The following is a 22,188-nucleotide window of genomic DNA, read 5'->3' as shown; positions in this document are numbered from 1 at the left end:
CCTCGCCATGATCAGCAAGCACGACGCCGCCAACCGCTGGCCGATCACCATCTCGATCATGCTGGCCACGGTGATGAACTCCCTGGACACGACGATCGCCAACGTCGCCCTGCCCCACATCCAGGGCAGCGTCTCGGCCTCGCCCGAACAGATCACCTGGGTCCTGACCTCCTACATCGTCTCGGCGGCGATCATGACGCCGATGAGCGGCTGGCTGGCCGACAAGATCGGCCGCAAGCCCCTGTTCCTGATCTCCATCGCCGGCTTCACCATCGCCTCCATGCTGTGCGGCGTCTCCAACAGCCTGGCGGAGATCGTGATGTTCCGCCTGTTGCAGGGGGTGTTCGGCGCGGCCCTGATCCCGCTGTCCCAGGCCGTCCTGCTGGACATCAACCCGCCGGAGAAGCACGGCCAGGCCATGGCCATCTGGGGGGCGGGCGCGATCCTGGGGCCGATCCTGGGGCCTGCGCTCGGGGGCTATCTCACCGAGCACCTCTCCTGGCGCTGGGTGTTCTTCATCAACCTGCCCATCGGCATCATGGCCCTGCTGGGGGTGTGGCTGTTCATCTCGCCCGACCGCGGCGGCCGGGCCAAGCCCTTCGACTTCCTGGGGTTCGGGACCCTGGTGCTGTTCATCGGCGCCTTCCAGCTGATGCTGGACCGCGGCCCCAGCCTCGACTGGTTCGCCGCCCCCGAGGTCTGGGCCGAGCTGCTGCTGGCCATCATCGGCCTGTGGATCTTCGTGATCCACACCATGACCGCCAGCCACCCCTTCTTCGACCGGGCCCTGGTGCGCGACCGCAACTTCCTCACCGCCAGCGTCTTCGGCTTCTTCATCGGCATCCTGCTGTTCAGCACCATGGCCCTGCTGCCGCCGATGATGCAGGGGCTGATGGGCTATCCGGTGCTGACCTCGGGCCTGGTCAGCATGCCCCGCGGCCTGGGCTCCTTCATCGCCATGTTCGCCGTGGGCCAGCTGGTGGGCCGGGTGGACACCCGCGCAATCCTGATGACCGGCCTATCCCTGAACGCCGTCGCCCTGTGGATGATGATGGGCTTCGACCTCAACATGAACTCCAACCTGATCATGATCTCCGGCATCGTGCAGGGGCTGGGGATCGGCCTGATCTTCGTGCCGCTCTCGACGCTCGCCTTCGCCACCATCTCGCCGGCCCTGCGGCCGGAGGGGTCCAGCGTCTACACCCTGATCCGCAACCTGGGCTCGGGGGTCGGGATCTCGATCATGAACGCCCTGGTGGTCTCCAACACCCAGACCATGCACGCCTCCATGGCCGACCGGGTCAATCCCAGCGACCCGGTGACCCAGGCGGCCATGGCCGGCCGCTTCGACCTCACCACCGTGCCGGGCCTCTCGTCCCTCAACGCCGAGATCACCCGCCAGGCCACGATGGTGGCCTATGTCGACGACTTCAAACTGATGCTGATCATCACCATCGCCTGCATGCCCATGCTGCTGCTGATGCGTAAGCCCAAGGGCCTAGCCGGAGGCGCTCCCCATGTCGAAGTCGATTAGAACAAGGGCCCGCGCGGCCCTCACCGGGGTCAGCCTGCTGGCGCTGACCGCCTGCGCCGCCATGGGTCCGGACTTCAGGGCGCCCGCCGCCCCCGCCGCGCCGGGCTACGCCATGGCCGGGGACCGTCCCGCCCCCGGCGTCGTCCTGTCGCCCGAGAGCCGCGCGGCCGGCCCGTGGTGGAGCGCCTTCGGCTCGGCGCCGTTGGACGCCGTGGTGCGCCAGGCGCTCGCCGGCAGCCCGACCCTGGCCGAGGCCGACGCGACCCTGGCCCGCGCCCAGGCCGAGCTGCGGGCGACCCAGGGCCAGGGGGATCCCAGCATCGACGTCGTCGCCGGCGCCCAGCGCGAGCGGATCAACACCCAGGCCTTCGGCTTCACCGGCTTCCCCAGCCCCACCATCAACCTCTATTCCCTGGGCGCCACGGTCACCTACGACCTGGACATCTTCGGCGGCCAGCGCCGCAAGGAGGAGGCCGCCCAGGCCCAGGCCGAGGCCCTGGCCCGCCGCGCCGACGCGGCCTATCTGACGCTCACCGGCGACGTGGTGATGCAGGCCATGAGGATCGCGGTCCTGCGGGCCCAGATCGCCGCCGTCCAGGGCATGATCTCCGACGACCGCCAGACCGTGGCCATGGTCCGCAAGGCGCAGCAGGCCGGCGGCCAGGCGCCCTCGGCCATCACCGGGGGCCTGGCGCAACAGGCCCAGGACGAGGCCCTGCTGCCGCCGCTGCAGAGGCAGTTGGACGCCGCCCGCCACCGCCTGGCCCTGCTGGTGGGCCAGTCGCCCGCCGCCTGGACGGCGCCCGATTTCGACGTCGCCGACTTCGCCGCGCCCGGCGTGGTTCCGGTCAGCCTGCCCTCGGCCCTGGTCCGCCGGCGGCCCGACATCCTGGCCGCCGAGGCCGAGCTGCACGCCGCCACCGCCCAGATCGGCGTGGCCACCGCCGCCCGCTATCCCGATATCCGCCTGAGCGCCGGCCTGACCCAGCAGGCCATCCATCCGGAGGACCTGTTCAGCCCCGACTCCGCGGGCTGGAACCTGGCCGCCAACCTGGTGGGGCCGGTGGTGCGCAGCAAGACGCTGAAGTCCCGCCAGCGGGCCGCCGAGGCCGAGGCCCGGGCCGCCCAGGCCCGCTACGACGCCACGGTGCTCCGGGCCTTCGTCCAGGTCTCCGATGTGATGAGCAACCTGGCGGGCGACCAGGCCGCGCTCGCCGCCCAGACCCGCGCCCAGCGGGCCGCCGAGGCCACCCTGCGCGACGAGCGCAAGGCCCTGGAGCTCGGCGGCGGCACGATGCTGTCGGTGGTGGACGCCCAGCGCCAGCTCAACCAGGCCCGCCGCAACACGGTCGCCGCCCAGGGCCAGGGCCTGGCCGACACCGCCGAGCTGTTCACGGCCACGGCGGCGGACTGGCGGGTGGGGAGCTGACCACTCCCTACCGCTCATCCCCGCGGAAGCGGGGACCCAGGCTTTTTCTGTTGGTCAGCGCTCCAGGATAAAACACCTGGGTCCCCGCTTTCGCGGGGATGAGCGGAATTGATGAGGCGGCCCGCCCCTCAGGTCTTCAGCTTGTAGCCGGTCTCGAACATCCACAGGCAGGTGAAGAAGAAGGCGACCACCAGGCCGGCGGTCATGCCGATCCCGGCCCCCAGCGAGCCCTCGGCGTGACCGATGAAGCCGTAGCGGAAGCCGTCGATCAGATAGAAGAAGGGGTTGTAGTGGCTGGCCGAGCGGAAGGGCTCGGGCAGGCGCTCCACCAGGTAGAAGGTGCCCGACAGGAAGGTCATGGGCATGATGATGAAGTTGGTCACCGCCGACATGTGGTCGAACTTCTCGGCCCACAGACCGGCCATGATCCCCAGCATCCCCAGGATCATCGCCGCGCCGATCCCGAAGTAGAGCACGGCCCAGAGGTGGGCGATGGGCAGGTGGGCGAAGGGCAGGATGGCCAGCCAGGTCACCGCGCCCACCACCACGCCGCGGGTGGCGGCGCCCAGGGCGAAGGCGGCCACCTGTTCGATGGGGGTCAGGGGCGGGGTCAGGAAGTCGCCGGTCAGGCCGTTCATCTTGGCCTGCAGCAGGCTCGACGAGGAGTTGGAGAAGGCGTTGTTGAGGATCTGCATCATGATCAGGCCCGGCGCCACGAAGGTGGCGAAGGCCACCCCATGGACCGGGGTGCGGGCGCCCTGGGCGGCCACCACGAAGACCATCATGTAGAGCAGGGCCGTCACCACCGGGGCGGCCAGGGTCTGGGTCCCCACCTTCCAGAAGCGGCGGATCTCTCGGAGATAGAGGGTTCGGAAGCCGGCCCAGTTGACCCCGTGATAGTCGCGGGGCTCGGGCGGCATGATGGCGGCGGCGGTCGGCATATCCTTCATGGGCGCTGATGTGCGCCCGGGCGCCGCGAAGCGCAAGAGTGCGACCTTCCGACGCTATATGTGGTTCCTGTGGACGAAGGGGGGGGCGCCTATTGTGGGTCTTAAGGATCTGTTTACGATATCTAGTAGTTGGTGAGTGCGTGAGCACGCGCTGCCACAACATATTGATCCTGGGTCTGCCGCACGGGGCTGCCGGAACCAGGACACCGCGGAGGCGAGACCATGGGTTGGACGGACGAACGCGTCGAGAATCTTAAAAAGCTCTGGCAGGATGGTCTTTCCGCCAGCCAGATCGCCAAGCAGCTTGGCGGTGTCACCCGTAACGCGGTGATCGGCAAGGTGCACCGGCTGGGCCTGTCGGGCCGCGCCACCCCCTCCAAGCCGGCGCGTCCGGTCTTCAAGGCCCCGCGTCCGCAACGCGCCGTGGCTCAACCCGCCGCCCCGCGCCGCATCGCCGAGCCCATGGTGGCCCAGGCCCCCGCGCCGCCGCCCGTGCGCTATATCGACGAGGCCCCCGGCTCGGCCACCGTGCTGACCCTCGGCGCCCACATGTGCAAGTGGCCGATCGGCGATCCGTCCACCGACGGCTTCACCTTCTGCGGCCGCCGCCAGGACGACGGTCCGTACTGCTCCGAACACGCCCGGGTGGCCTATCAGCCGGCCCAGGCCAAAAAGCGCTCGGGCCCCAACGAACTGGCCCGCTCGCTGCGCCGCTACATCTAGTCTGCCTTGGAGAGCTGGCGAGGGTTTGGGTTTGCGCCCACCCTCGCTAGACCCTGACCGTTTCGGGTGGACTCACCTGAAACGGCAAGAAGGGTCCAGATTCAAAACATGAGAGCACGTCGGGCGGCGGAACCGGTATCCACTTCCGCCTGCCGTGCTCTAGTCTCCGCGCATGACTGACCTCGCGCCAGAGTCGACCGACTCCAACGCCAAGCCCTATTCCGTCTCCGAACTCGCCTTCGCCCTGAAGCGGACGCTGGAGGACGCCTACGGCTTCGTCCGCCTGAGGGCGGAACTCTCCAAGGTCACCTTCCACGGCAACGGCCACGTCTACCTGACCCTCAAGGACGACCGCGCCGCCATCGACGGCGTCGTCTGGAAGGGTTCGGTCAGGAACCTTTCGGTCCGGCCCGAACAGGGGCTGGAGGTGATCGTCACCGGCAAGATCACCACCTACCCCGCCGGCTCCCGCTATCAGATCGTCATCGAGACCATGGAGGCCGCGGGCGTCGGCGCCCTGCTGGCCCAGCTCGAGCGGCTGAAGGCCAAGCTGCAGGCCGAGGGCCTGTTCGAGGCCTCGCGCAAACGGCCCCTGCCCGCCATGCCGATGGTGGTGGGCGTCATCACCAGCCCGACCGGGGCGGTGATCCGCGACATCCTGCACCGCATCCGCGACCGCTGGCCCTGCCGGGTGATCGTCTGGCCGGTGGTGGTCCAGGGTGACGCCGCCGCCGCCCAGGTGGGCAACGCCATCCAGCGCTTCAACGCGCTGGCCCCCGGCGGTCCCGTGCCGCGCCCCGACGTCCTGATCGTGGCGCGCGGCGGCGGCTCGGTGGAGGACCTCTGGGCCTTCAACGACGAGGGCCTGGCCCGCATCGTGGCGGCCGGGACGATTCCCTTGATCTCGGCGGTGGGCCACGAGACCGACACCACCCTCATCGACTTCGTCTCCGACCGCCGCGCGCCGACCCCCACCGCCGCCGCCGAGGTGGCCACGCCCGTGCTGGCCGAACTGCGGGCCGCCATCGGCGACCTGTCCTCGCGCCTGCACCGCCAGGGCGGCCGGGTGGTGGAGGATCGTCGGCAACGGGTCACGCACGCCAGCCGGTCGCTGGACCGCGTGCCCGACCTGGTGGAAATGGCCGCTCAGCGGTTCAATCTCGCCGCCAGCCGCCTGGCCGCGGCCCTCAATCGCAACATCGCCGTCCACGACACCCAACTGATCCGCACGGCCTCACGCCTGACCCCGATGCTGCTGCAGCGCCCGCAGCAGGTGCGGAGCGAACGGCTGGCGGGAGTCGCCGCCCGGCTGGCGGCCGGCCTGGAACGCAATGTCGCCGTCCACCGCGGCGAGCTCACCCGGCTCACCGCCCGCCTCACCCCGGCCCTGCTCCAGCGACCACGCCAACAGCAGGCCGAGGCCCTGTCCCGAACCGCCCTGCGCCTGCGGCCCGCCCTCGACCGCGGCCTGGAGCGGATGACCGAACGTCTTGTCAGCCTGGGGAAACTCCACGCCTCGGTGGACCCCAGCGCGCCCCTGAAGCGCGGTTTCGCCCGGGTGCACCGGGCCGACGGCTCCCTGGTCCGCGAGGGCGGCGCCCTGCGCAGCGGCGAGGGCGTCCGCCTGGTCTTCGCCGACGTGACGCGCCAGGCCACCATCGACGGGACCCCCAGCGCCGCGCCTGAGCCGCCGCCGGCCCCGGCCCGGCCGGCTCGCCCGCCGCGGGCGCCGCCCTCGCCTTCCGCGCAGGGCGATCTGTTCTGAGGCCGTCGCGTGGGATAGAGTGGCGCCCATGAACGCCCATGATCGCAACCTCCCCGGCTCCACCGCCGACCTGGCCGTCCTCCACTATGGCGACGGCGAGTTCGTGGTCCTGAAACAGGGCCGCTACGTGCTCTGCGCGGTCTCCGGGGTGAAGATCCCGCTGGAGGCCCTGCGCTACTGGAGCGCCCCGCTGCAGGAGGCCTATGCCAGCCCGGCCGAGTCCCTGGCCCGCTGGCAGGACACCAACCGCTGAATCGGCGCGGCGCCCTCCTGGGCCTGGCGGCGGTCGGTCTCTGGACCCCCGCCCGCGCCGCCGCGCCCGGCCTGACCCTGACCGGCCGCTACCAGCAGGGCGGCTTCGCCCTGGGCCGCACCACACCCCGCGCCCAGGTCTTCCTCGACGGCCAGCCCGAGACGGTGGCCTCGCAGGACGGCTATTTCGTCGTCGGCTTCGACCGCGACGCTGAGCCCCAGGCCATCATCCGGGTGGTGACCGAGGACGGCGAGGCCAGCCATATCGCCAGGATCGCGCCGGGCAAGTTCGACATCCAGCGCATCAGCGGCCTACCCCCCAGCCAGGTGAACCCCACGGGCGAGGCCCTGCTGGCCCGCATCCGGGCCGAGGCCGAGCGCAAGGCCGAGGGCTTCGCCAGCCGCGCCGACATCGACGGCTTCAAGTCGGGCTTCATCGTGCCCCTGAAGACATACCGCCAGAGCGCCCGCTTCGGCGGCCAGCGCATCCTCAACGGCGAGCCGCGCCCGCCCCACTACGGCGCCGACCTGGCCGCCCCCACCGGAACCCCGATCCGCGCCCCCGCCGACGGGATCGTGGCCCTGTCCGATCCCGACATGCACTTCGAGGGGGGCCTGACCATGATCGACCATGGCCAGGGCCTGATCAGCGTCTATCTGCACCAGTCCCGGATCGACGTCCGTCGCGGCCAGCCGGTCACGCGGGGCCAGGTCATCGGCGCCGTGGGCATGAAGGGCCGCGCCACCGGCCCGCACCTGTGCTGGCGCATGAAGTGGCACGGCCGCAACCTCGATCCCATGCTGATGGTGGGCGCCCGCACGCCGGCCTAGAGTCCGGCGATCCAGTCGCAGACGGTCGCGATCGCCTCCGGCGCCAGGCTCGTCTCGATCTCCGCATACTCCGACGGCGCGCCGGTGATCGCCGGCTGCAGCAGGTGGTTGAGGCCCGGCGGGATCACGACCCTCGCCGCCGCATTGGCCGCGATGATCGCCGCCTGGTGCGCCCGCGGCGGCGTCTGGAGGTCCTTCTCCGCGAGCACCACCAGGGCCGGGCAGGTCAGGCCGCGCAGCCCGGCCGTGTGGTCGTGGGTGGCCCAGTAACGCTGCCAGGGCGTGGCGGCGATGGCGGCGCGCAGCTCCAGGCGCTCGGGCGGGTAGGCCGCCGCGGTGAGGATCTCCCGGGCCCGGGCCAGGGTCTGTTCGCGCGTGGGCGCCTTGGAAGCCTCGGAGAGCGCGCGGACGAAGCCGACCGTGCGGTCGAAATTCCGGGGGACGCCGCCCACCACGCGGGCGGCGTTGAACATCTCGGTCTCCAGGATGTCCTCGTCGGGGAGGGCCGTGGGGGTCATCATCACGCAGAAGGCGATGGCCGGATCGGCGGCGGCGATGTCGGCGGAGATATGCGCGCCCTCGCTGTGGCCCAGCAGGCCCACCGCGCCGAGATCGGACCGGGTTCGCAGGAAGGCGATGGCCGCGGCCAGGTCGGCGGCGAAATCGCCGGTGCTGGCGGTGTCGAAGCGGCCCTCCGATCGCCCCACGCCGCGCTTGTCGTAGCGCAGGGTGGCGAAGCCCCGGCGGGTCAGCTGGTCGGCCCAGAGCGCCATGGGCCTGTGACCGGCCACCGTCTGGTCGCGGTCGACCTCGCCGAACCAGGCGGAGAGGACGATGACGCGGTGCGGGCCGGGACCCGGCGGGCGGGTCAGGGTCCCCGATCGCATCGAGCCATCGGCGCCGGTGAAGGTGACCGCCTCCGCCTCATAGGGGAAGGGCGGAACGAGCGTCTGCGGGCGGGCGGCGTGGACGGCCGGCGGCGCCACGCCCCGCGCAAGGCTCACCGGGAAATCCACGCTGTTGTGGAAGCAGGTCCCCTGCAGCCGGTCGCCGGCCAGCCGCAGGTCGAAGGCGAGGTCCACGGGGAGGAGTTCGAAGACGACGCGATCGCCGTCGCGCCGCAGCTTCAGAGGGTCAACCGCGCCCGATCGACGGTTCATCCAAACGGTGTCGTCCTCGAACCGGAGGCCGAGCTTCACCTTCGTCGCGCCGGTGTCGAGGACGCCGTGCCAGTCGCCTGAGATATCTGGGGTCATGGACGGAAAATCGCCGCGCGCCGCACGGCCTGGCAAAGCACAATAGCTTGGCTTGATCGGGCCGCCGCGGCCTGACACCCTGTCAGGGTCGAAGGTTCAGGAGCCCTTGGCGCCGCCTACTTGCGGGGCCGCTTGTAGGTCTCGTTGGGCCAGCGCTTGTGGACCCAGAACCACTCGGTGGGACGGTCGCGGACACGGTCCTCGATGAAGGCGTTCACCCTTCGCACCCCGGCGGCGATGTCCTCGTTGCGGTTTCCCGTGTTCTTCAGGCGGATCGGGTCGTGCACCACCACCTTGAAGCGGGCCTTGTGGGTGCGTTGCACCGACATGGGCTGCAGGGGGATGTCGAAGCGCAGGGCGAAGCTTGAGGGGCCGGGCGCGGTGTAGCAGGTGACCCCGAACAGCGGCGCGGCCACCCCGCCGTTGAACTTCTGGTCGTTCATCAGGGCCACGCATTCGCCCCGCGCCAGGGCCCGGATCAGTTCACGGGCGCTCTCGGTCCCCTTCGGCGCGAACAGGCGCACGCCATAGCGGAAGCGGCTGCGCCGGAAGCTCTCGTCCACATAGGGGTTGTTCATCGCCCGATAGGTGATCTGGCAGGTGATCCCGGCATGGACGATGGCGGCCGGCATGACCTCCATCGAGGAGAAGTGGCCAGAGATGAACACCACGGACTCGCCGGTCTCGGCGATCTGCTTCAGGCGCTCGGCGTTCACCACCTCCACGCGGCTGGGGTCATTGATGATCTTGTCGAGGATCGGGAATTCCAGGGCCACCCGCCCCGCCTCGGCCCAGCTCTCCCGGGTCAGGCGCGCGATCTCGGCCTCGTCGGCCTGGGGGAAGGCGATCCGCAGATTGGTCTGGACGATGCGGTGGGTGCTGGTGAGCGGGCCCAGGCGCTGGAACAGCCAGGCGCCGAAATCCGACACCGCATCGATGGGGAACAGCCGCGCCAGGCCAGTGACCAGGTCGTAGGCCAGGGCCTCGAGCCGCCAGACGACGTGCTGGGCCAGGGAGGGTCGCGCTTCCGCCATGGCCTGTCCTAACCGGCGGTCCCCAGTCGCGCAACGCGAGCCGGACTCTCCTGGCGCGTGTCTTGCCCATTTCAGGCCAGACCGTCTCGCTTTGGGACGGCGCCAAACAAACGCGAAGAGGGGCGGTGCATCCCATGGGTAATGACATCGACGTTCATCTTGGTAAGCGTCTTCGCCGTCGTCGGCGGCTCCTGGGCCTGACCCAGCAACAACTGGCCGGCGCCTGCGGCGTGCGGTTCCAGCAGATCCAGAAGTACGAATGCGGCGCGAACCGCATCTCGGCCGCCCGCCTGTGGCAGCTGTCCGAAGCCCTGGAAGTGCCGGTCGGCTACTTCTATGACGGCCTCTCGGAACTGGCCCAGCGCGAACCGGCCAACGAGGGTGACGGCGGCGGCGAGATGTTCGCCCGCAAGGAAACCCTCGACCTGATCCGCGCCTACTACCAGCTGGGCGAGCGTCCGCGCCGCCGGCTGCTCGACCTCGCCAAGTCGCTGAACGGCGAACACGAGGCGGTCTGACCCCCCCCTCGTGAGTTTGGGGGGATATCGCGAGGGCGAGCGGCGGGATAAAGCGGGTGCATGCTCGCTCCCGACCGTCTCGCTGCTCTCGACAGCTTCCTGATCGACCTGAACCGCGCCTCCGCCGCGGCCATCGCCCCGCTGTTCCGGGCCGACCATGGCCTGGAGGACAAGGGCACCGCCACCTGGTTTGATCCCGTCACCGCCGCCGACAAGGGCGCGGAGGCGGCCATCCGCAAGCTGATTTCCGAGCGCTATCCCGAGCACGGGGTGATCGGCGAGGAATACGGCGAGGACCGCCCGGACGCCGAGTTCGTCTGGGTCCTCGACCCCGTGGACGGCACGCGGGCCTTCATCGCCGGCCTGCCGGTCTGGACCACCCTGATCGCCCTGCGCCATCAAGGCCGCCCGGTGCTGGGCTCCATCGGCCAGCCCTATATCGGCGAGCTCTATATCGGCCATGCGGGGGGCTCGCGCCTGCTGGCCCGTGGCCAGGAGAAGGCGCTCAAGGTGCGCCCCTGTCCCAAGCTCACCGACGCCATCATCGCCACCACCGACCCGGAAGCCAACTTCACCGGCGCCGAGCTGGGCGCCTGGACCCAGGTCCGCGCGGCGGCCAAGCTCGCCCGCCTGGGCTGCGACGCCTACGCCTACGCCATGGTGGCGGCGGGCACGATGGACATGGTGATCGAGGCGGGACTGAAGTCGTGGGACATCGAGAGCGCCATCCCCCTGATCGAGGGGGCCGGCGGCCTGGTCACCGACTGGCGGGGTGATCCCGTGGGCCAGACCGGCGGCCAGATCGTCATCGCCGGCGACCGGGCCTGCCTCGACGAGGCCCTGGTCGCCCTCAAGCGGTCAGCGAACTAACGACTATTTCTTCGGCGCGGGCTTCGCGGCCGCGGGCTTCTTGGCCGCGGCGGGCGCCTTGGCGGCCGCGGGCTTGGCGGCGGGCTTCGCGGCGGCCTTGGGGGCCGGCTTGGCGGCTGCCGGCTTGGCCGGGGCCTTCGCGGCGGCTTTCGGGGCGGCCTTGGCGGCGGCGGGCTTAGGCGCCGCCTTGGGCGCAGCGGCCTTGGCCGGAGCGGTCGCCTTGGGCGCCGCAGGCTTGGCGGCGGGCTTCGGAGCCGCGGCCTTGGCCGGGGCCTTGGCGGCGGCGGGCTTGGCGGCCGGCTTCGCAGCCGGCTTGGCGGCGGCCTTCGGAGCCGTCTTGGGCGCGGGCGCCTTGGCCGGAGCTGCGGCCTTGGCCGGAGCGGCTGGCTTGGCGGCGGACTTCGGCGCAGCGGCCTTCGCGGCGGGCTTGGCCGCGGCCTTCGCGGCCGGCTTGGCGGCCGCCTTGGACGTCGCGGGCTTCGCAGCGGCCTTCGGCGCTGTGGCCGGCTTGGGCGCAGGCGCGGCCGCCTTCGGCGCGGCGGCGACGGGCGCCGGGGCCGGAGCGGGGGCCGGCGCGGGGGTGGGGGCTGGAGCCACGGCCGCCGGCCTGGCGGGGGCGGGCTTTGGCTTGGCGCCGGTGATCTTGCCGATCAGAGAGTCGAAGGCGGCCCAGAAGCCGGAGCGCTTGTCGTCGGTTTCCATAAGAATCTCATGATAGGAGCCAGCCACGCTGACGAATTCGCCAGCCGGCAGATTTGATGCGGCCGCTCGTTGCGCCGCGTCGACGACAAGCTTGTCGTCTCCGGCCGATACGATGACCACGGGGATCTTCACGTCACGCAGGTGGGCGGGCTTGGCCAGCCAGGCCGTCGCCCGGAACGCGAAGTCGAGCCAGCCCCAGGTGGGGCTGCCAAGCGCCAGTTCGTTGTGGGCGGCGATCTGGGCGCGGACCCGGGCGAAGCGCTTCGGGTCGTGGGTGAGGGCGTTGCCCTCGAAACTCTCGTTGAACGGATTGGCCGGCTGTTCGGCGACATAGCGCGAGCCGCGCCCGATCAGGCTGTTGAAGGTGGCCATCAGCTTGGCCTGGTAGAGGGGCGTCGTTCCGGTCCTCACCCCCAGCATGGGAGCGCAGAGCACCGCGCCGGCGAAGCGGCGGGACTCGCCCTTGGCCAGGGCCAGCAGGGTCAGGCAACCGCCCATGGAGTGGCCGACGGCGATCCAGGGCTTGGGCAGGCGGCTCTCGAAGGCCGCCAGGATGGCGCGGTAGTCGGTGAGGAAGGTCTCGTAGCCGTAGGCGTGGCCCTTCAGGCGGTCGGACAGGTCGCGGTGGGACAGGCCCTGGCCGCGCCATTCCTGCACCAGCACCGTGAAGCCACGGTCCATCAGTTCGCCCACCACCTCGAAATACTTCTCGATGTGTTCGGTCCGGCCGGTGCTCAGCACCACCGAGCCCCGTGAGCCGCCCTTGGGGGCGAACAGGGCCGCGCGCAGCTTGGCGCCGCCGGCCCCGATGACCCACTCGGCCGAGCCGCCGGGGGGGATCGGCGCCTCGGGGACGGCGATCAGGGGCGCGGTCTCAGCCATGCTCGGCCACCATCTTGGAGAACAGCGCCTGGACCTGGGGCTGCAGGGCCATGGCCAGGCCCATGTCGGAGAGCCGCATGCGCCCCTTCATCACCGCCGTCATGGGATTGAGCTCGCGCTTGCCCATGGCCTTCAGGTCGGCCTTGCTGATGGTGATGGTCAGGTCGGCGGGCTTGTCGTCATTGCTGACCGCGCCGCCGTCGATGTGGATGAAGCCTTCGCCCTTCAGGTCGAACTTCACGGACTTGCCCAGGCCGGAGTCGTCGCCGACGCCCGACTTCACCCGTTCGGTCAGTTCCTGCAAGCTCGCCAAGGATTCGGCCCTTCCACAGTTGATGGGGCCGCACCTTCGCCTCTCAGGCGAATGATGTAAACGGCGACGCTTTTCCCAGGGTTAGCGGGAGGTTTAGACGCCCGCCGATCAGCCGGTCTTGACCGGGGCGGGACAGGCGTCGCCCAGCCGGCGCGCATCGGTGGTGAAGCGTCCCCCCAACGGCAGGCCGGCATAGGTGGTGTCGACGTCGGCCACCATCTTGAAGGTCGTGGGCGAGTAGCTGCCGGTGGCCTCGATGGCGACCTGGCGGCCCTTCTTGCTGGCGCAGGTGCCCTTCAGGGTGATCTTGCCGTTCTGGAAGATCCGCGTCGGATAGGTGCAGGCGTAGTGGCGGTTGCTGGGGCCCAGGGTGAACTTGGCCACCTCCGAGGGGGTGATGCAGCGCCGCTCCTTCTTGGTCTGGCTGATCACCGCCTGGACCTTGTTGGTCACCTCCCAATAGCCGGGCTGGATGGTGGAGTCCTGGGCGAGCGCCGGGGCGGCGGCCAGGGCGGAGACGGCGATCAGTCCGAGGGTCAGGGTGCGCAACATGTTCCAAGCTCTAGCGCCAAAGGATGCTGACAGAATAGGGCATCGAGGTGGCTTAGGTCTGACACGGCGTGTCGGGTCCCGTTCATCTTGCACATCGCGAGAGCCCTGCGCATAGTTGAGAACGCCTCGCAACAGCGCCGGAGGACCGCCATGAAGACCCTCGCCCTCGCCGACCTCGACCAGATCTATCGTCCACCCGGCAAGCTGGTGATCGACAAGGCCCTGGCCCGGATCGACCGGCACGGCCGCGCCTTCATCGCCCTCTCCCCCTTCTGCGTGGTGTCCTCGGCGGGCCCGGACGGCGCCATGGATGTCTCGCCGCGCGGCGGGGAGCCGGGCTTTGTGCATGTGAGCGAGGATGGAGAAACACTCTTCCTGCCCGACCGGCCCGGCAACAACCGGCTCGACACCCTGCGCAACCTGCTGGCGGGGTCCGGCCAGGTGGGGTTCATGTTCATGATCCCGGGCTTCGACGACGTCTATCGGGTGAACGGGCGGGCCAGCGCCAGCGCCGACCCCGAGCTGCTGGCCCAGTTCGTGGAGTTCGGGAAACCGCCGCGCCTGGTGCTGACCATCGCGGTGGAGGAGGCCTTCTTCCACTGCCCCAAGGCCATCATGCGCGGCCGTCTGTGGGAGCCCGAGGCCCGCATCGACCGGTCGGCCCTGCCCAGCCTCTCCGAGATCGTCATGGACCAGCTGCAGATGGGCAAGCCCACCCTCAGCGAGGCGCAGATCGTCGAAAGCTACAAGAGCCAGCTCTAGGCCTGCCGCAGGGCCTCGACGGCCATCTTCACGGCCCGCGCCATTTCCGCGTTGATCGCCGCGGCGCCGACGAAGGGCTGGTGGGCGCGGGTGAAGACGGCAACGGCGTAGCGCGCGCCGTCCGGCCAGCCGATCACCCCGATCTCGTTGCGCACCCGGCCAAACAGGCCCCCGCTCTTGGCCGCCAGGGTCCCGCCGTCGGGGACGGCCGGCTCGAGGCGCCGGGTCACCTGCTGGCCCATCACCTCGCGCAGCATGGCGCAGGCGGGCGGCAGGGCGGCGCCGTCGGCCCAGACCGAGGCCAGCAGGGTGGTCATGTCCCGCGCCGTGGTGCGCGACCCCCGCGCCGGGTCGAGGGCGGCGACCGCGTCGAGGCGGGCGGGGTCGAGGCTGCCGGCCTGGGCCGCCGGGCCCAGCTTGCCGGCCTGGGCGGCCAGCAGTTCGGCGTAGGTGCGGAACTCCAGCTCCACCGCCATGGCGTCCAGCATCGCCTTCAGGTCGCTGACGATCCGCGTCTCGCGGCAGCCGCAGGTCAGGGCGCGGGCGTTGACGGCGTCCAGGCCGACCCTGGCGATCAGCACATCGGTGGCGGCGTTGTCGCTCACCGTCATCATCTGCCGGGCCAGGTCGCGCAGGGACAGGCGCACCGGGTCCTGGAAGTTCGAGAGGCCCGTCGGGCCTGGCGTCACCACCGCCGGGCGAAGGTCGGTCTGCTTGGCGGGATCGATCGATCCCTCCGCGGCCCGGGCGTAGAATTCGAGGGCCACCAGGACCTTGAAGACCGAGGCCGGGACCACCGGGCGGTCGGCCTCGAACCCCACCTCGGCGCCGGTGGCGAGGTCGCGGACGTGCAGGGTGGCGTCGCAGCCGGCGGCGGCGAAACCGGCCTGGAGGGCGGCGGCGATGTCGGGGACGGCCATGGGCTCAGGTCGGCTTCACGAAGCGCAGGGTCATCCGGTCGCTCTCGCCGATGGCGTCGTACTTGGCGTGGTCGAAGGTGGGATCGTCGGGCTGGCCGCGGGGGGAGGAGCGGCGGACCGGCGGCAGGGTCCAGACCCCGAAGGGATGGTCCTTGGTGTCCTTGGGGTTGGCGTTGATCTCCGAGGCCTTGTCCAGGATGAAGCCGGCCTCCTGGGCGAGCTGGGTCACATAGGCCTGCTGCACATAGCCGTCGGCGGCCAGGACGTCCTGCACCCCGCCCGGGTCGGCGCGATGCTCCTCGACCCCCAGGACCCCGCCGGGCTTCAGGGCCACGAAGGCGTCATGGAAGGCCTTCTCGGCGATGCCGGCGGCCATCCAGTTGTGGACGTTGCGCAGGAAGAGGGCCAGGTCGGCCGAGCCCGCCGGCGCCACCGCCCCGCTGGTGGGGCCAAAGGCGGTGATCACCACGTCGCCATAGAGCTTGGGCCGGGCCCGCAGCTTGCGGCGGTAGGCCGCGACGATCTCGGCCGAGGCCGGCTCGCCCGGATCGTTGGTCTGCAGGTCGGCGGCGAACAGCCTGCCGTCGGTGGCCGCCAGGAAGGGGGCCAGGATGTCGGTGTACCAGCCGGCGCCCGGCCAGAACTCCACCACCGTCTGGCCCGGCGCCAGGCGGAAGAACTCCAGGGTCTCGACGGGGTGGCGCCAGGGATCGCGGGCCTTGTCGGCGGCCGTGCGCCACTCGCCGGCCACCGCCTGGGCGATGGTCATCGGTCCGGCCTTGGGCGCCGGCGCCTTGTCGACCTTCTTGCCGCAGGCCGCCAGGGCCAGGCTCGAGGCGATCATCCCGCGTCGCGACAGCGAAACCATTGAGCCCATTGCGGAAGCGCACCCCTGATCGAAGACCTCAGGGGTGGTAGACTGCGCCGCGCGCGGGGTCAAAACCGCGCCCTCAGCCGGGCTTCACGAAACGCAGGGTCATGCGGTCGCTTTCGCCGATGGCGTCGTACCGGGCGCGGTCGAAGGCGGGATCCTGGGTCTTGCCCCCCTCGGTGGTGTAGCGCGAGGGCGGCAGGGTCCAGACGCCGAAGGGGTGATCCTTGGTGTCCTTGGGATTGGCGTTGACCTCCGAGGCGGCGGCCAGCTTGAAGCCGGCCTTCTGCGCCGCGGCGACGACGGTGGCCACGGCGACATAGCCGTCGCGGGCGTCGCCCTTCTGGGGCCGGGGATCGGCCCGGTGCTCCTCCACCGCCAGCACCCCGCCGGGCTTCAGCACGGCGTGGAAATCGGCCATGGCCTTGTCGAGCATCGGCGGCTGCCAGAGCCAGTTGTGGATGTTGCGGGCGGTGATCACCATGTCGGCCGATCCCGGCGCCCCGAGCGGCTTGGACTGGGTCCCGAAGTTGACGAAGCCGACCTTCCCGAACTTCGCCTCGTCGGCGTACCGGGCCTCGAGGGCCGCCCGGCCCTTGCGCGCGCCCTCCGACAGGGCCGGATTGTCCAGGTCGGCGGCGCTGGCGACATAGCGCCCGCCCGTGGCCTTGGCGTAGGGCGCCAGGATCTCGGTCCAGTAGCCGGTCCCGGGTGAGATCTCGATGATGGTCTGTTTCGGCTTCACGCCCCAGAACACCAAGGTTTCATAGGGGTGGCGGGCGCCGTCGCGGACGCTGTTGGCCTCCGTCCGGGCCGGGCCGGCGACGGCGGCCCGCAGCGCCTTGTCGTCGGCGGCCTGGGCGGCGGGCGCGAGGCTGATGAGGGCCAGGGCGGAGAGCAGGGCGAGGGAGCGGCGGGACATCCGGGGGCGAACCTTCAAGGTCTGGAGAGGCCCAGGACCCTAGGGGCCAAGGCTCGCCTGGCAAGGGGCCGGGCCATGACGTTTCCGTCAGAACAACCCCCTTGAAGGCGCAAAAGCCGTCCCTACCTATCCATTCGAAGGCGCTGGATTTCCGGGCCTTCCAGGCGGCGCGAGACTTCGGTGCGCGCTGAACCTGCATCCCTGAACTGCAACCTTGCTTACGCCAAGAAGGATGTGACCCACATGCGTACTGTCGATTTCTCCCCCCTGTATCGCTCCGTCGTCGGCTTCGACCGTCTCGCCGCCCTGCTCGAGACCGCCACCGCGGACGCCGCCTCCGGCTATCCGCCCTACAACATCGAGCGCACCGACGAGAACGCCTACCGCATCGAGATCGCGGTGGCCGGCTTCCGTCCCGACGAACTGAATATCGAGGTGAAGGAGAACCTCCTCACCGTCCAAGGTCGCAAGACCGCCAACGACGACCAGCGCCGCTTCCTGCACCGCGGCCTCGCCGAGCGCGACTTCGAGCGCCGGTTCCAACTGGCCGACTATGTGGTGGTGACCGAGGCCAAGCTCTCCGACGGCCTGCTGTCCATCGCCCTGAAGCGCGAACTCCCCGAGGCCCTCAAGCCCCGCCGGATCGAGATCGCCACGGGCGTCGAGACCGCGCCGCTGATCGAAGGCGAAAAGGCAGCCTAAGACCCCCCGCCTCAGGCTGGCTCAACGGAAGGGCGGCGCGGCGACGCGTCGCCCTTTTCCGTGGGCGATGTTGCAGGAACATCCCCAATTGCACGCCTTTGTATTCGTTCTGCAACCTGAACATTTCACCCAAGAAATGAGGTGAACTCAACATGAGTTTCGGCGTTCAGCCTGGGATCAGATTGAAGATGTCACATTCGCATCTCAAATTCAGACTGAAGGAAATAGAGATGAAGACTATCCTCGCCGGCGCCGTCGCCCTTTCGCTGTTGGCCGGCACGGCCGCCGTCGCCGCGCCGCACGGCTATGACAACCGCAACGACGCCCGCTACCAGGACCACCGCGACGATCGCCACGAGAACCGCCAGGGCGTCCAGCACCGCGACAACCGCCATCACTGGCGCCAGGGCGAGCGCCTGCCCTCCAGCTACCGCACCCGCGCCCACTATGTGGACTATCGCAAGCATCACCTGCGTCAGCCCCCGCGCGGCTACCAGTGGGTCCAGGCCGACAACAACTACGTCATGGTCGCCCTGACCACCGGCCTGATCGCCTCGATCATCGGCCACAACTAGAGCCCGTCGCCCGGGAGCCCTCGCGGCTTCCGGGCGCGCGCCCTCTCGAAGGACAGACATGAGAACCCTGCTTGTGGTGGGCTGCGCCCTGGCCGCCCTGGCCGCCTGCGCCCCCAAGGCGCAGAAGACCGTCGCCGCCATCGACCCCAGGACCTCCAGCCAGCTCGACGATCCCGCCCCCCGGGCCCCGGACCAGGGGCTGGCGGGCGGCCGCGCCCGGTTCGCCGGCGCCGACCTCAACCGCGACGGCAAGGTCACCCTGGCCGAGGCGGAGACCCAGACCAAGGACCGCTTCGCCCGTCTCGACGCCGACCACGACGGCGTGGTCACCGCCGAGGAGATCCACGGCGGCCTGCGTCCGCCGTACTAGAAGGCGCCGTGACGCCCCTCGCCGGCGGCGAAGCGGGCCGCGCCCTGCTGGGCCGAGCCCGAGCGCAGGGTCTCCAGGCCCAGCTCCACCTCGTTGCGCGTGGCCGCCTCCCAGTCCATCGACCATTGGGCGAGCGCCGAGCTCCGGTCGCTGCGCAGGCAGGCCTGGGGGAAGGCGCTGAGCTGCTCGGCCAGCGCGATCGCCGCGGTCAGGGCCTGGCCCTTGGGGACCAGGCGGTTGGCCAGGCCGATGGCGAAGGCCTCCTCGGCCTCCACGGCCCGCCCGGTGAGGATCAGGTCCATGGCCCGCGACTGGCCGATCAGCCTGGGCAGGCGCACGGTGCCCAGGTCGATCAGCGGCACGCCGAACCGGCGGCAGAACACGCCGAACACCGCCCCCTCCGCGGCCACCCGCAGGTCGCACCAGGCCGCCACCTCGATCCCGCCCGCCACCGCATGGCCCTCCACCGCGGCGATCACCGGCTTGGACAGCGTCAGGCGGGTGCAGCCCATGGGGCCGAGATCGCCCTCCCGCAGCACCGCATTGCCCCGCCCCTCGCTCACCCCCTTGAGGTCGGCGCCGGCGCAGAAGGTCCCGCCGCGCCCCTGCAGGACGGCGACGTCCAGGTCCGGGTCGGCGTCGAAGGCCTTGAAGGCGTCGTAGAGCTGCTGGGCGGTAGGCGCGTCGACGGCGTTGCGGCTCTGCGGCCGCTCGATGGTGACGACGGCGACGCGGCCGCGGGTTTCCACACTGACGGTCTGCACGGGGGCCTCCTCCTTAGGGAGGGAGCAGGCTACGCCCTTGACCGGACTTCAGGGAGTCAGGCCGCGCGCGCCAGGTCGAAGCCCAGGGTGGCGTGCAGCTGCACGTCGCGGACGCTGGCGCCCGACAGGCGGGAATCGGTGAAGTCGCAGCCCCGCAGATCGGCGCCGTCCAGGATCGCCCCGCTCATGTCGGCGCCCTGGGCGTGGGCGTAGCGCACCCTGGCGCGCTCGAAACTGGCGGCCGTCACCCGGGTGGCGCTGAGCGGCAGGGGGGTGAAGATGGCGCCGCGCAGATCGGCCTTGGTAAGGTTGACCCCGGCCATCCGGGCGCCGCGGGCGTCGGCGTCCTTCAGACAGATCCCGCGCAGGTCGGCCCCGTCGAACTGGGCGCCCTGCAGGTGGGTTCCGGTGAGGTCCAGGCCCATCATGATGGCGCCCTTGGCGCTCATGGCGCTGAGCCTCAGGCCGCGCAGCTGGTTGGTCAGGGGCCGCAGGTCCTCGCCGTCGAACATGGCCGGCTTGCCCTCGCGGCCGCCGGTCCGGCACCAGAGGTGGTTGGCCTGGGCGCGGGCCACCAGTTCCTCGGCGCGGGCCATGGCTTCGGGGCTGGGGGCGCTCACCGTCCCCTTCATGTTGGCGCCGCGGGTCCGCGCGCTGCCGACGTCGACGCCGGTCATCACCGCCTCGGAGAGGTTGGCGCCCTCGAAATTGGTGTTGGCCACTTCGGCGCCGTCCAGCATGGCGCCGCTGAGATTGGCGTCCTTCAGGTTGGCGCCGGACATCTTGGCGCCCTTCAGGGAGCAGTCGGTGAAGTCCGAGGCGAAGACCGAGGCGTCGTTGAGCTGCGACCCGTCCAGGGTCGCGCCCACGAAGATGGCGTTGTCGAGCTGGCCCTCGCGGGTCTGGTGGACCACCGAGGCCAGGCCCTTGGAGGGGTGGGGAATGGCCACCTGGCCGACGCGGAAATCGGCCTGGGTCAGGTCGGCCTGGGACAGGTTGGCGCCGCGCAGGCAGGCGCCGCGCAGGTCGGCCCGCACCAGGCGCGCGCCACGCAGGTCGGCCTTGCGCAGGTCGCAGCCGAACAGGACCGCGCGCTCCAGATTGATCCCCGCCATCCGCGCGCCGTCGAAGATCGAGGCCGAGACGTCGGCGTCGGTCAGGTTGCGGCCGGCCAGGTCGGCGCCGGACAGGTCGACGAATTTCAGGATCGCCCGCTTGCCGCCGGGACGGCCGCTCACGAACTTCTCATGGGCGCTCACGATCAGCTCGATCTCGCCGGGCGAGAGCTTGCGGCGGCCGGAGAGGGTGACGGTCATGCGGGTGAGCTTATGGCGAACATGGGTTTCTGAAGGCCGGTCTAGACCTCCAGAAGCAACTGAACCGTTAAGCTTTACCGAGGGTAATTATATTGTTTCACCGAGACCTCGCGCGCCCCACTTCTGGGCGCCCGCGAGGTTGGCCTGGCGCAGCTGGGCGTTGGTGAAGTTGGCGCGGCTCAGGTCGGCGTCCACCAGCATCACATGGCGCAGGTCGGCCCGGGCCAGGTCGGCGTTCTTCAGGCTGGCGCCCGTCAGGTTGCAGGGCAGGATGCGGTCGCCCCCCAGCAGCAAGGGTCCCATCTGGGCGTCGCGCAGGTCGGCGCTGGCGAGCTTCGCGCCCATCATGCGCGCGCCCCTCAGGTCGGCCCGGCGCAGGTTGCAGGCCCGCAGGTCCGCGCCCTCCAGATTGGCGCCCTGGAGCTGCACGCCCTCCATGTCGAGGCCGTAGAACACCGCCCCCTTGGCCGAGAGCGCGGTCAGGTTGAAGCCGCGCACCGTCTCCAGGGCCCGCAGGTCGGCGCTGTCGAAGACGCTGGGCGACCCCTCCTCGCCCCCGGTCTCGCACCAGCGGGCATGGTCGCGGATCATGGTCTTGTAGGGCAGGTCCGACACCGACTTGCCGGAGGGCTGGTCGGTCAGGGCGCCGCGCATGTCGGCCTGGCTGACGTTCCAGGCGAAGGTCTTGGCGCCCACCAGGATGCAGTCGCGCAGGTCGGCGCCGGCGAGGTCGGCCCCCGAGAGGTCGGCGCCGGCCATGTTGGCGCCGGTCATGGTGCACTGCTTGAGGTTGGCTCGGACCAGCTTGGCGTCCTTGAGCACCGCGTCGGTGAAGTCGGCCCGCACGGCCATGACCCCCGACAGGCGCGAACGCTCCAGGTTGGCCCCGGCCAGGATGGCGCCCTGCATCTCGCCGGCGCGGTTCTGGTGGGTCACCACCTTGAGCCCCTGGGCGCGGTCCACCGAGGCGATGCAGCCCTCGCGCAGGTCGCATTCGAAGAGGTCGGCGCCGGTGAGGTTGGCGTTGCGCAGGCAGGCGCCGCGCAGGTCGGCCCGGCGCATGGAGGCTTCGGTCAGGTTGGCGTTCTGCAGGTCGGCGCCGAACAGGTTGGCGTGGTCCAGGCGGGCGCCCTGCAGCTGGCAGTCGGCGAGGATGGCGCCGGTGAAGTCGGCGTCGCACAGGTTGCGGCCGCGCAGATCCAGGCCGCTCAGATTCTTCCAGGCGAAGACCGCCCGCGCGCCGCCGGGACGGGAGGTCCACAGTCGATCGTGCTTGGCGCAAATGGCGTCCACCTCCGCCTGTTCGAGCGGGTGGACATCTTGAATCGTCGCGGTTTGAAGGGACATGACTATGCCTGACGCTGGCCTACTGTCC

At 70.6% G+C, this 22,188-nt stretch carries 24 protein-coding genes; 12 read left to right on the top strand and 12 right to left on the bottom strand.

The window, feature by feature from the left end:
• Nucleotides 1-7 precede the first annotated feature (7 nt).
• The gene (locus tag AC1RN5_RS01400; protein ID WP_493039497.1) at nt 8-1,534 is read left to right on the top strand and encodes a DHA2 family efflux MFS transporter permease subunit; all 1,527 of its coding nucleotides are present in this window, start codon (nt 8-10) and stop codon (nt 1,532-1,534) included.
• Nucleotides 1,518-2,963 carry an efflux transporter outer membrane subunit gene (locus AC1RN5_RS01395; RefSeq protein WP_493039496.1) on the top strand — a complete coding sequence of 482 codons (1,446 nt, stop codon included), beginning with the start codon at nt 1,518-1,520 and terminating at the stop codon, nt 2,961-2,963. Before AC1RN5_RS01400 ends, AC1RN5_RS01395 begins: the two co-directional genes overlap by 17 nt.
• Before the next feature lie 128 nt (nt 2,964-3,091).
• On the opposite strand, the gene AC1RN5_RS01390 is transcribed toward AC1RN5_RS01395, so the two are convergent.
• A complete protein-coding gene (locus AC1RN5_RS01390; protein ID WP_493039495.1) occupies nt 3,092-3,913 on the bottom strand; it encodes an ABC transporter permease in 822 nt (273 codons plus the stop codon).
• Between the two features lie 222 nt (nt 3,914-4,135).
• Here AC1RN5_RS01390 and gcrA point away from each other — a divergent pair, with 222 nt between their 5' ends.
• The 4 genes from gcrA to AC1RN5_RS01370 all read left to right on the top strand — a co-directional run bounded on the left by gcrA (nt 4,136) and on the right by AC1RN5_RS01370 (nt 7,484).
• The gene (gene gcrA, locus AC1RN5_RS01385) at nt 4,136-4,636 is read left to right on the top strand and encodes a cell cycle sigma 70 cofactor GcrA (protein ID WP_304698001.1); all 501 of its coding nucleotides are present in this window, start codon (nt 4,136-4,138) and stop codon (nt 4,634-4,636) included.
• A gap of 172 nt (nt 4,637-4,808) precedes the next feature.
• Nucleotides 4,809-6,401: an exodeoxyribonuclease VII large subunit gene (xseA, locus tag AC1RN5_RS01380; RefSeq protein ID WP_493039494.1), complete on the top strand. Its 1,593-nt coding sequence runs from the start codon at nt 4,809-4,811 to the stop codon at nt 6,399-6,401.
• Between the two features lie 28 nt (nt 6,402-6,429).
• Nucleotides 6,430-6,654 carry a DUF2093 domain-containing protein gene (locus AC1RN5_RS01375; RefSeq protein ID WP_493039493.1) on the top strand — a complete coding sequence of 75 codons (225 nt, stop codon included), beginning with the start codon at nt 6,430-6,432 and terminating at the stop codon, nt 6,652-6,654.
• Between the two features lie 164 nt (nt 6,655-6,818).
• Nucleotides 6,819-7,484 (top strand): M23 family metallopeptidase, encoded by a 666-nt coding sequence (locus AC1RN5_RS01370; RefSeq protein WP_493039492.1) that lies wholly within the window; start codon nt 6,819-6,821, stop codon nt 7,482-7,484.
• Here AC1RN5_RS01370 and AC1RN5_RS01365 read toward each other — a convergent pair.
• Together AC1RN5_RS01365 and AC1RN5_RS01360 are read right to left on the bottom strand one after the other, a co-directional pair.
• Nucleotides 7,481-8,740: an alpha/beta hydrolase gene (locus AC1RN5_RS01365; RefSeq protein ID WP_493039491.1), complete on the bottom strand. Its 1,260-nt coding sequence runs from the start codon at nt 8,738-8,740 to the stop codon at nt 7,481-7,483. The genes AC1RN5_RS01370 and AC1RN5_RS01365 overlap by 4 nt on opposite strands.
• A gap of 116 nt (nt 8,741-8,856) precedes the next feature.
• The gene (locus AC1RN5_RS01360) at nt 8,857-9,774 is read right to left on the bottom strand and encodes a lysophospholipid acyltransferase family protein (protein WP_493039490.1); all 918 of its coding nucleotides are present in this window, start codon (nt 9,772-9,774) and stop codon (nt 8,857-8,859) included.
• Between the two features lie 134 nt (nt 9,775-9,908).
• Here AC1RN5_RS01360 and AC1RN5_RS01355 point away from each other — a divergent pair, with 134 nt between their 5' ends.
• Both AC1RN5_RS01355 and hisN read left to right on the top strand, forming a co-directional pair.
• Nucleotides 9,909-10,292, top strand: a complete 384-nt coding sequence (locus tag AC1RN5_RS01355) for a helix-turn-helix domain-containing protein (RefSeq protein WP_215906474.1) — start codon at nt 9,909-9,911, stop codon at nt 10,290-10,292.
• Nucleotides 10,293-10,352: 60 nt separating this feature from the next.
• Nucleotides 10,353-11,162 (top strand): histidinol-phosphatase, encoded by an 810-nt coding sequence (gene hisN / locus AC1RN5_RS01350; protein WP_493039489.1) that lies wholly within the window; start codon nt 10,353-10,355, stop codon nt 11,160-11,162.
• A 3-nt stretch (nt 11,163-11,165) separates the two neighbouring features.
• Here the strand turns inward: hisN and AC1RN5_RS01345 are convergent, their stop codons facing one another.
• The 3 genes from AC1RN5_RS01345 to AC1RN5_RS01335 form a co-directional block, all read right to left on the bottom strand.
• Complete coding sequence (locus AC1RN5_RS01345; protein ID WP_493039488.1) at nt 11,166-12,746, bottom strand: alpha/beta fold hydrolase; 1,581 nt, start codon at nt 12,744-12,746, stop codon at nt 11,166-11,168.
• Nucleotides 12,739-13,059, bottom strand: a complete 321-nt coding sequence (locus AC1RN5_RS01340; protein WP_493039487.1) for an SCP2 sterol-binding domain-containing protein — start codon at nt 13,057-13,059, stop codon at nt 12,739-12,741. Before AC1RN5_RS01340 ends, AC1RN5_RS01345 begins: the two co-directional genes overlap by 8 nt.
• Before the next feature lie 108 nt (nt 13,060-13,167).
• Nucleotides 13,168-13,611, bottom strand: a complete 444-nt coding sequence (locus AC1RN5_RS01335; RefSeq protein ID WP_493039486.1) for a DUF3617 domain-containing protein — start codon at nt 13,609-13,611, stop codon at nt 13,168-13,170.
• 150 nt (nt 13,612-13,761) lie between these two features.
• On the opposite strand from AC1RN5_RS01335, the gene AC1RN5_RS01330 reads away from it, so the two are divergent.
• Nucleotides 13,762-14,373 (top strand): MSMEG_1061 family FMN-dependent PPOX-type flavoprotein, encoded by a 612-nt coding sequence (locus tag AC1RN5_RS01330; RefSeq protein ID WP_493039485.1) that lies wholly within the window; start codon nt 13,762-13,764, stop codon nt 14,371-14,373.
• Here the strand turns inward: AC1RN5_RS01330 and AC1RN5_RS01325 are convergent.
• From AC1RN5_RS01325 to AC1RN5_RS01315, 3 genes are all read right to left on the bottom strand, one after another.
• On the bottom strand, nt 14,370-15,293 hold the full coding sequence (locus tag AC1RN5_RS01325; protein ID WP_493039484.1) for a serine hydrolase: 924 nt from the start codon (nt 15,291-15,293) through the stop codon (nt 14,370-14,372). The genes AC1RN5_RS01330 and AC1RN5_RS01325 overlap by 4 nt on opposite strands.
• Before the next feature lie 4 nt (nt 15,294-15,297).
• Complete coding sequence (locus AC1RN5_RS01320) at nt 15,298-16,137, bottom strand: class I SAM-dependent methyltransferase (RefSeq protein ID WP_493039483.1); 840 nt, start codon at nt 16,135-16,137, stop codon at nt 15,298-15,300.
• Between the two features lie 106 nt (nt 16,138-16,243).
• On the bottom strand, nt 16,244-17,086 hold the full coding sequence (locus AC1RN5_RS01315) for a class I SAM-dependent methyltransferase (RefSeq protein ID WP_493039482.1): 843 nt from the start codon (nt 17,084-17,086) through the stop codon (nt 16,244-16,246).
• A 243-nt stretch (nt 17,087-17,329) separates the two neighbouring features.
• Between AC1RN5_RS01315 and AC1RN5_RS01310 the strand changes: the two genes are divergently transcribed.
• From AC1RN5_RS01310 to AC1RN5_RS01300, 3 genes are all read left to right on the top strand, one after another.
• Nucleotides 17,330-17,788 (top strand): Hsp20 family protein, encoded by a 459-nt coding sequence (locus tag AC1RN5_RS01310; protein WP_421932987.1) that lies wholly within the window; start codon nt 17,330-17,332, stop codon nt 17,786-17,788.
• Nucleotides 17,789-18,018: 230 nt separating this feature from the next.
• Nucleotides 18,019-18,363: an RcnB family protein gene (locus tag AC1RN5_RS01305; protein ID WP_493039481.1), complete on the top strand. Its 345-nt coding sequence runs from the start codon at nt 18,019-18,021 to the stop codon at nt 18,361-18,363.
• Between the two features lie 58 nt (nt 18,364-18,421).
• On the top strand, nt 18,422-18,733 hold the full coding sequence (locus AC1RN5_RS01300) for an EF-hand domain-containing protein (RefSeq protein ID WP_493039480.1): 312 nt from the start codon (nt 18,422-18,424) through the stop codon (nt 18,731-18,733).
• Here the strand turns inward: AC1RN5_RS01300 and AC1RN5_RS01295 are convergent.
• The 3 genes from AC1RN5_RS01295 to AC1RN5_RS01285 form a co-directional block, all read right to left on the bottom strand.
• The gene (locus AC1RN5_RS01295) at nt 18,730-19,497 is read right to left on the bottom strand and encodes a crotonase/enoyl-CoA hydratase family protein (RefSeq protein WP_493039479.1); all 768 of its coding nucleotides are present in this window, start codon (nt 19,495-19,497) and stop codon (nt 18,730-18,732) included. The two genes, AC1RN5_RS01300 and AC1RN5_RS01295, sit on opposite strands and share 4 nt — an antisense overlap.
• Before the next feature lie 56 nt (nt 19,498-19,553).
• The gene (locus AC1RN5_RS01290; protein WP_493039478.1) at nt 19,554-20,813 is read right to left on the bottom strand and encodes a pentapeptide repeat-containing protein; all 1,260 of its coding nucleotides are present in this window, start codon (nt 20,811-20,813) and stop codon (nt 19,554-19,556) included.
• Nucleotides 20,814-20,900: 87 nt separating this feature from the next.
• Nucleotides 20,901-22,160, bottom strand: a complete 1,260-nt coding sequence (locus AC1RN5_RS01285) for a pentapeptide repeat-containing protein (RefSeq protein WP_493039477.1) — start codon at nt 22,158-22,160, stop codon at nt 20,901-20,903.
• Nucleotides 22,161-22,188 lie beyond the last annotated feature (28 nt).

This window comes from Phenylobacterium sp. GW821-FHT12F10, from assembly GCF_058806695.1.
The sequence above is the reverse complement of the archived record's forward strand: the minus strand, read 5'-3'. Positions and strand labels throughout refer to the sequence as shown.

Excerpts from the sequence above, each read along its gene's own strand:
- AC1RN5_RS01400 (WP_493039497.1), top strand. The coding sequence starts at position 8 with ATGATCAGCAAGCACGACGCCGCCAACCGCTGGCCGATCACCATCTCG.
- AC1RN5_RS01395 (WP_493039496.1), top strand. The coding sequence starts at position 1,518 with ATGTCGAAGTCGATTAGAACAAGGGCCCGCGCGGCCCTCACCGGGGTC.
- AC1RN5_RS01390 (WP_493039495.1), bottom strand. The coding sequence starts at position 3,913 with ATGAAGGATATGCCGACCGCCGCCGCCATCATGCCGCCCGAGCCCCGC.
- gcrA (WP_304698001.1), top strand. The coding sequence starts at position 4,136 with ATGGGTTGGACGGACGAACGCGTCGAGAATCTTAAAAAGCTCTGGCAG.
- xseA (WP_493039494.1), top strand. The coding sequence starts at position 4,809 with ATGACTGACCTCGCGCCAGAGTCGACCGACTCCAACGCCAAGCCCTAT.
- AC1RN5_RS01375 (WP_493039493.1), top strand. The coding sequence starts at position 6,430 with ATGAACGCCCATGATCGCAACCTCCCCGGCTCCACCGCCGACCTGGCC.
- AC1RN5_RS01365 (WP_493039491.1), bottom strand. The coding sequence starts at position 8,740 with ATGACCCCAGATATCTCAGGCGACTGGCACGGCGTCCTCGACACCGGC.
- AC1RN5_RS01360 (WP_493039490.1), bottom strand. The coding sequence starts at position 9,774 with ATGGCGGAAGCGCGACCCTCCCTGGCCCAGCACGTCGTCTGGCGGCTC.
- AC1RN5_RS01355 (WP_215906474.1), top strand. The coding sequence starts at position 9,909 with ATGGGTAATGACATCGACGTTCATCTTGGTAAGCGTCTTCGCCGTCGT.
- hisN (WP_493039489.1), top strand. The coding sequence starts at position 10,353 with ATGCTCGCTCCCGACCGTCTCGCTGCTCTCGACAGCTTCCTGATCGAC.
- AC1RN5_RS01345 (WP_493039488.1), bottom strand. The coding sequence starts at position 12,746 with ATGGCTGAGACCGCGCCCCTGATCGCCGTCCCCGAGGCGCCGATCCCC.
- AC1RN5_RS01335 (WP_493039486.1), bottom strand. The coding sequence starts at position 13,611 with ATGTTGCGCACCCTGACCCTCGGACTGATCGCCGTCTCCGCCCTGGCC.
- AC1RN5_RS01330 (WP_493039485.1), top strand. The coding sequence starts at position 13,762 with ATGAAGACCCTCGCCCTCGCCGACCTCGACCAGATCTATCGTCCACCC.
- AC1RN5_RS01325 (WP_493039484.1), bottom strand. The coding sequence starts at position 15,293 with ATGGCCGTCCCCGACATCGCCGCCGCCCTCCAGGCCGGTTTCGCCGCC.
- AC1RN5_RS01320 (WP_493039483.1), bottom strand. The coding sequence starts at position 16,137 with ATGATCGCCTCGAGCCTGGCCCTGGCGGCCTGCGGCAAGAAGGTCGAC.
- AC1RN5_RS01315 (WP_493039482.1), bottom strand. The coding sequence starts at position 17,086 with ATGTCCCGCCGCTCCCTCGCCCTGCTCTCCGCCCTGGCCCTCATCAGC.
- AC1RN5_RS01310 (WP_421932987.1), top strand. The coding sequence starts at position 17,330 with ATGCGTACTGTCGATTTCTCCCCCCTGTATCGCTCCGTCGTCGGCTTC.
- AC1RN5_RS01305 (WP_493039481.1), top strand. The coding sequence starts at position 18,019 with ATGAAGACTATCCTCGCCGGCGCCGTCGCCCTTTCGCTGTTGGCCGGC.
- AC1RN5_RS01300 (WP_493039480.1), top strand. The coding sequence starts at position 18,422 with ATGAGAACCCTGCTTGTGGTGGGCTGCGCCCTGGCCGCCCTGGCCGCC.
- AC1RN5_RS01290 (WP_493039478.1), bottom strand. The coding sequence starts at position 20,813 with ATGACCGTCACCCTCTCCGGCCGCCGCAAGCTCTCGCCCGGCGAGATC.
- AC1RN5_RS01285 (WP_493039477.1), bottom strand. The coding sequence starts at position 22,160 with ATGTCCCTTCAAACCGCGACGATTCAAGATGTCCACCCGCTCGAACAG.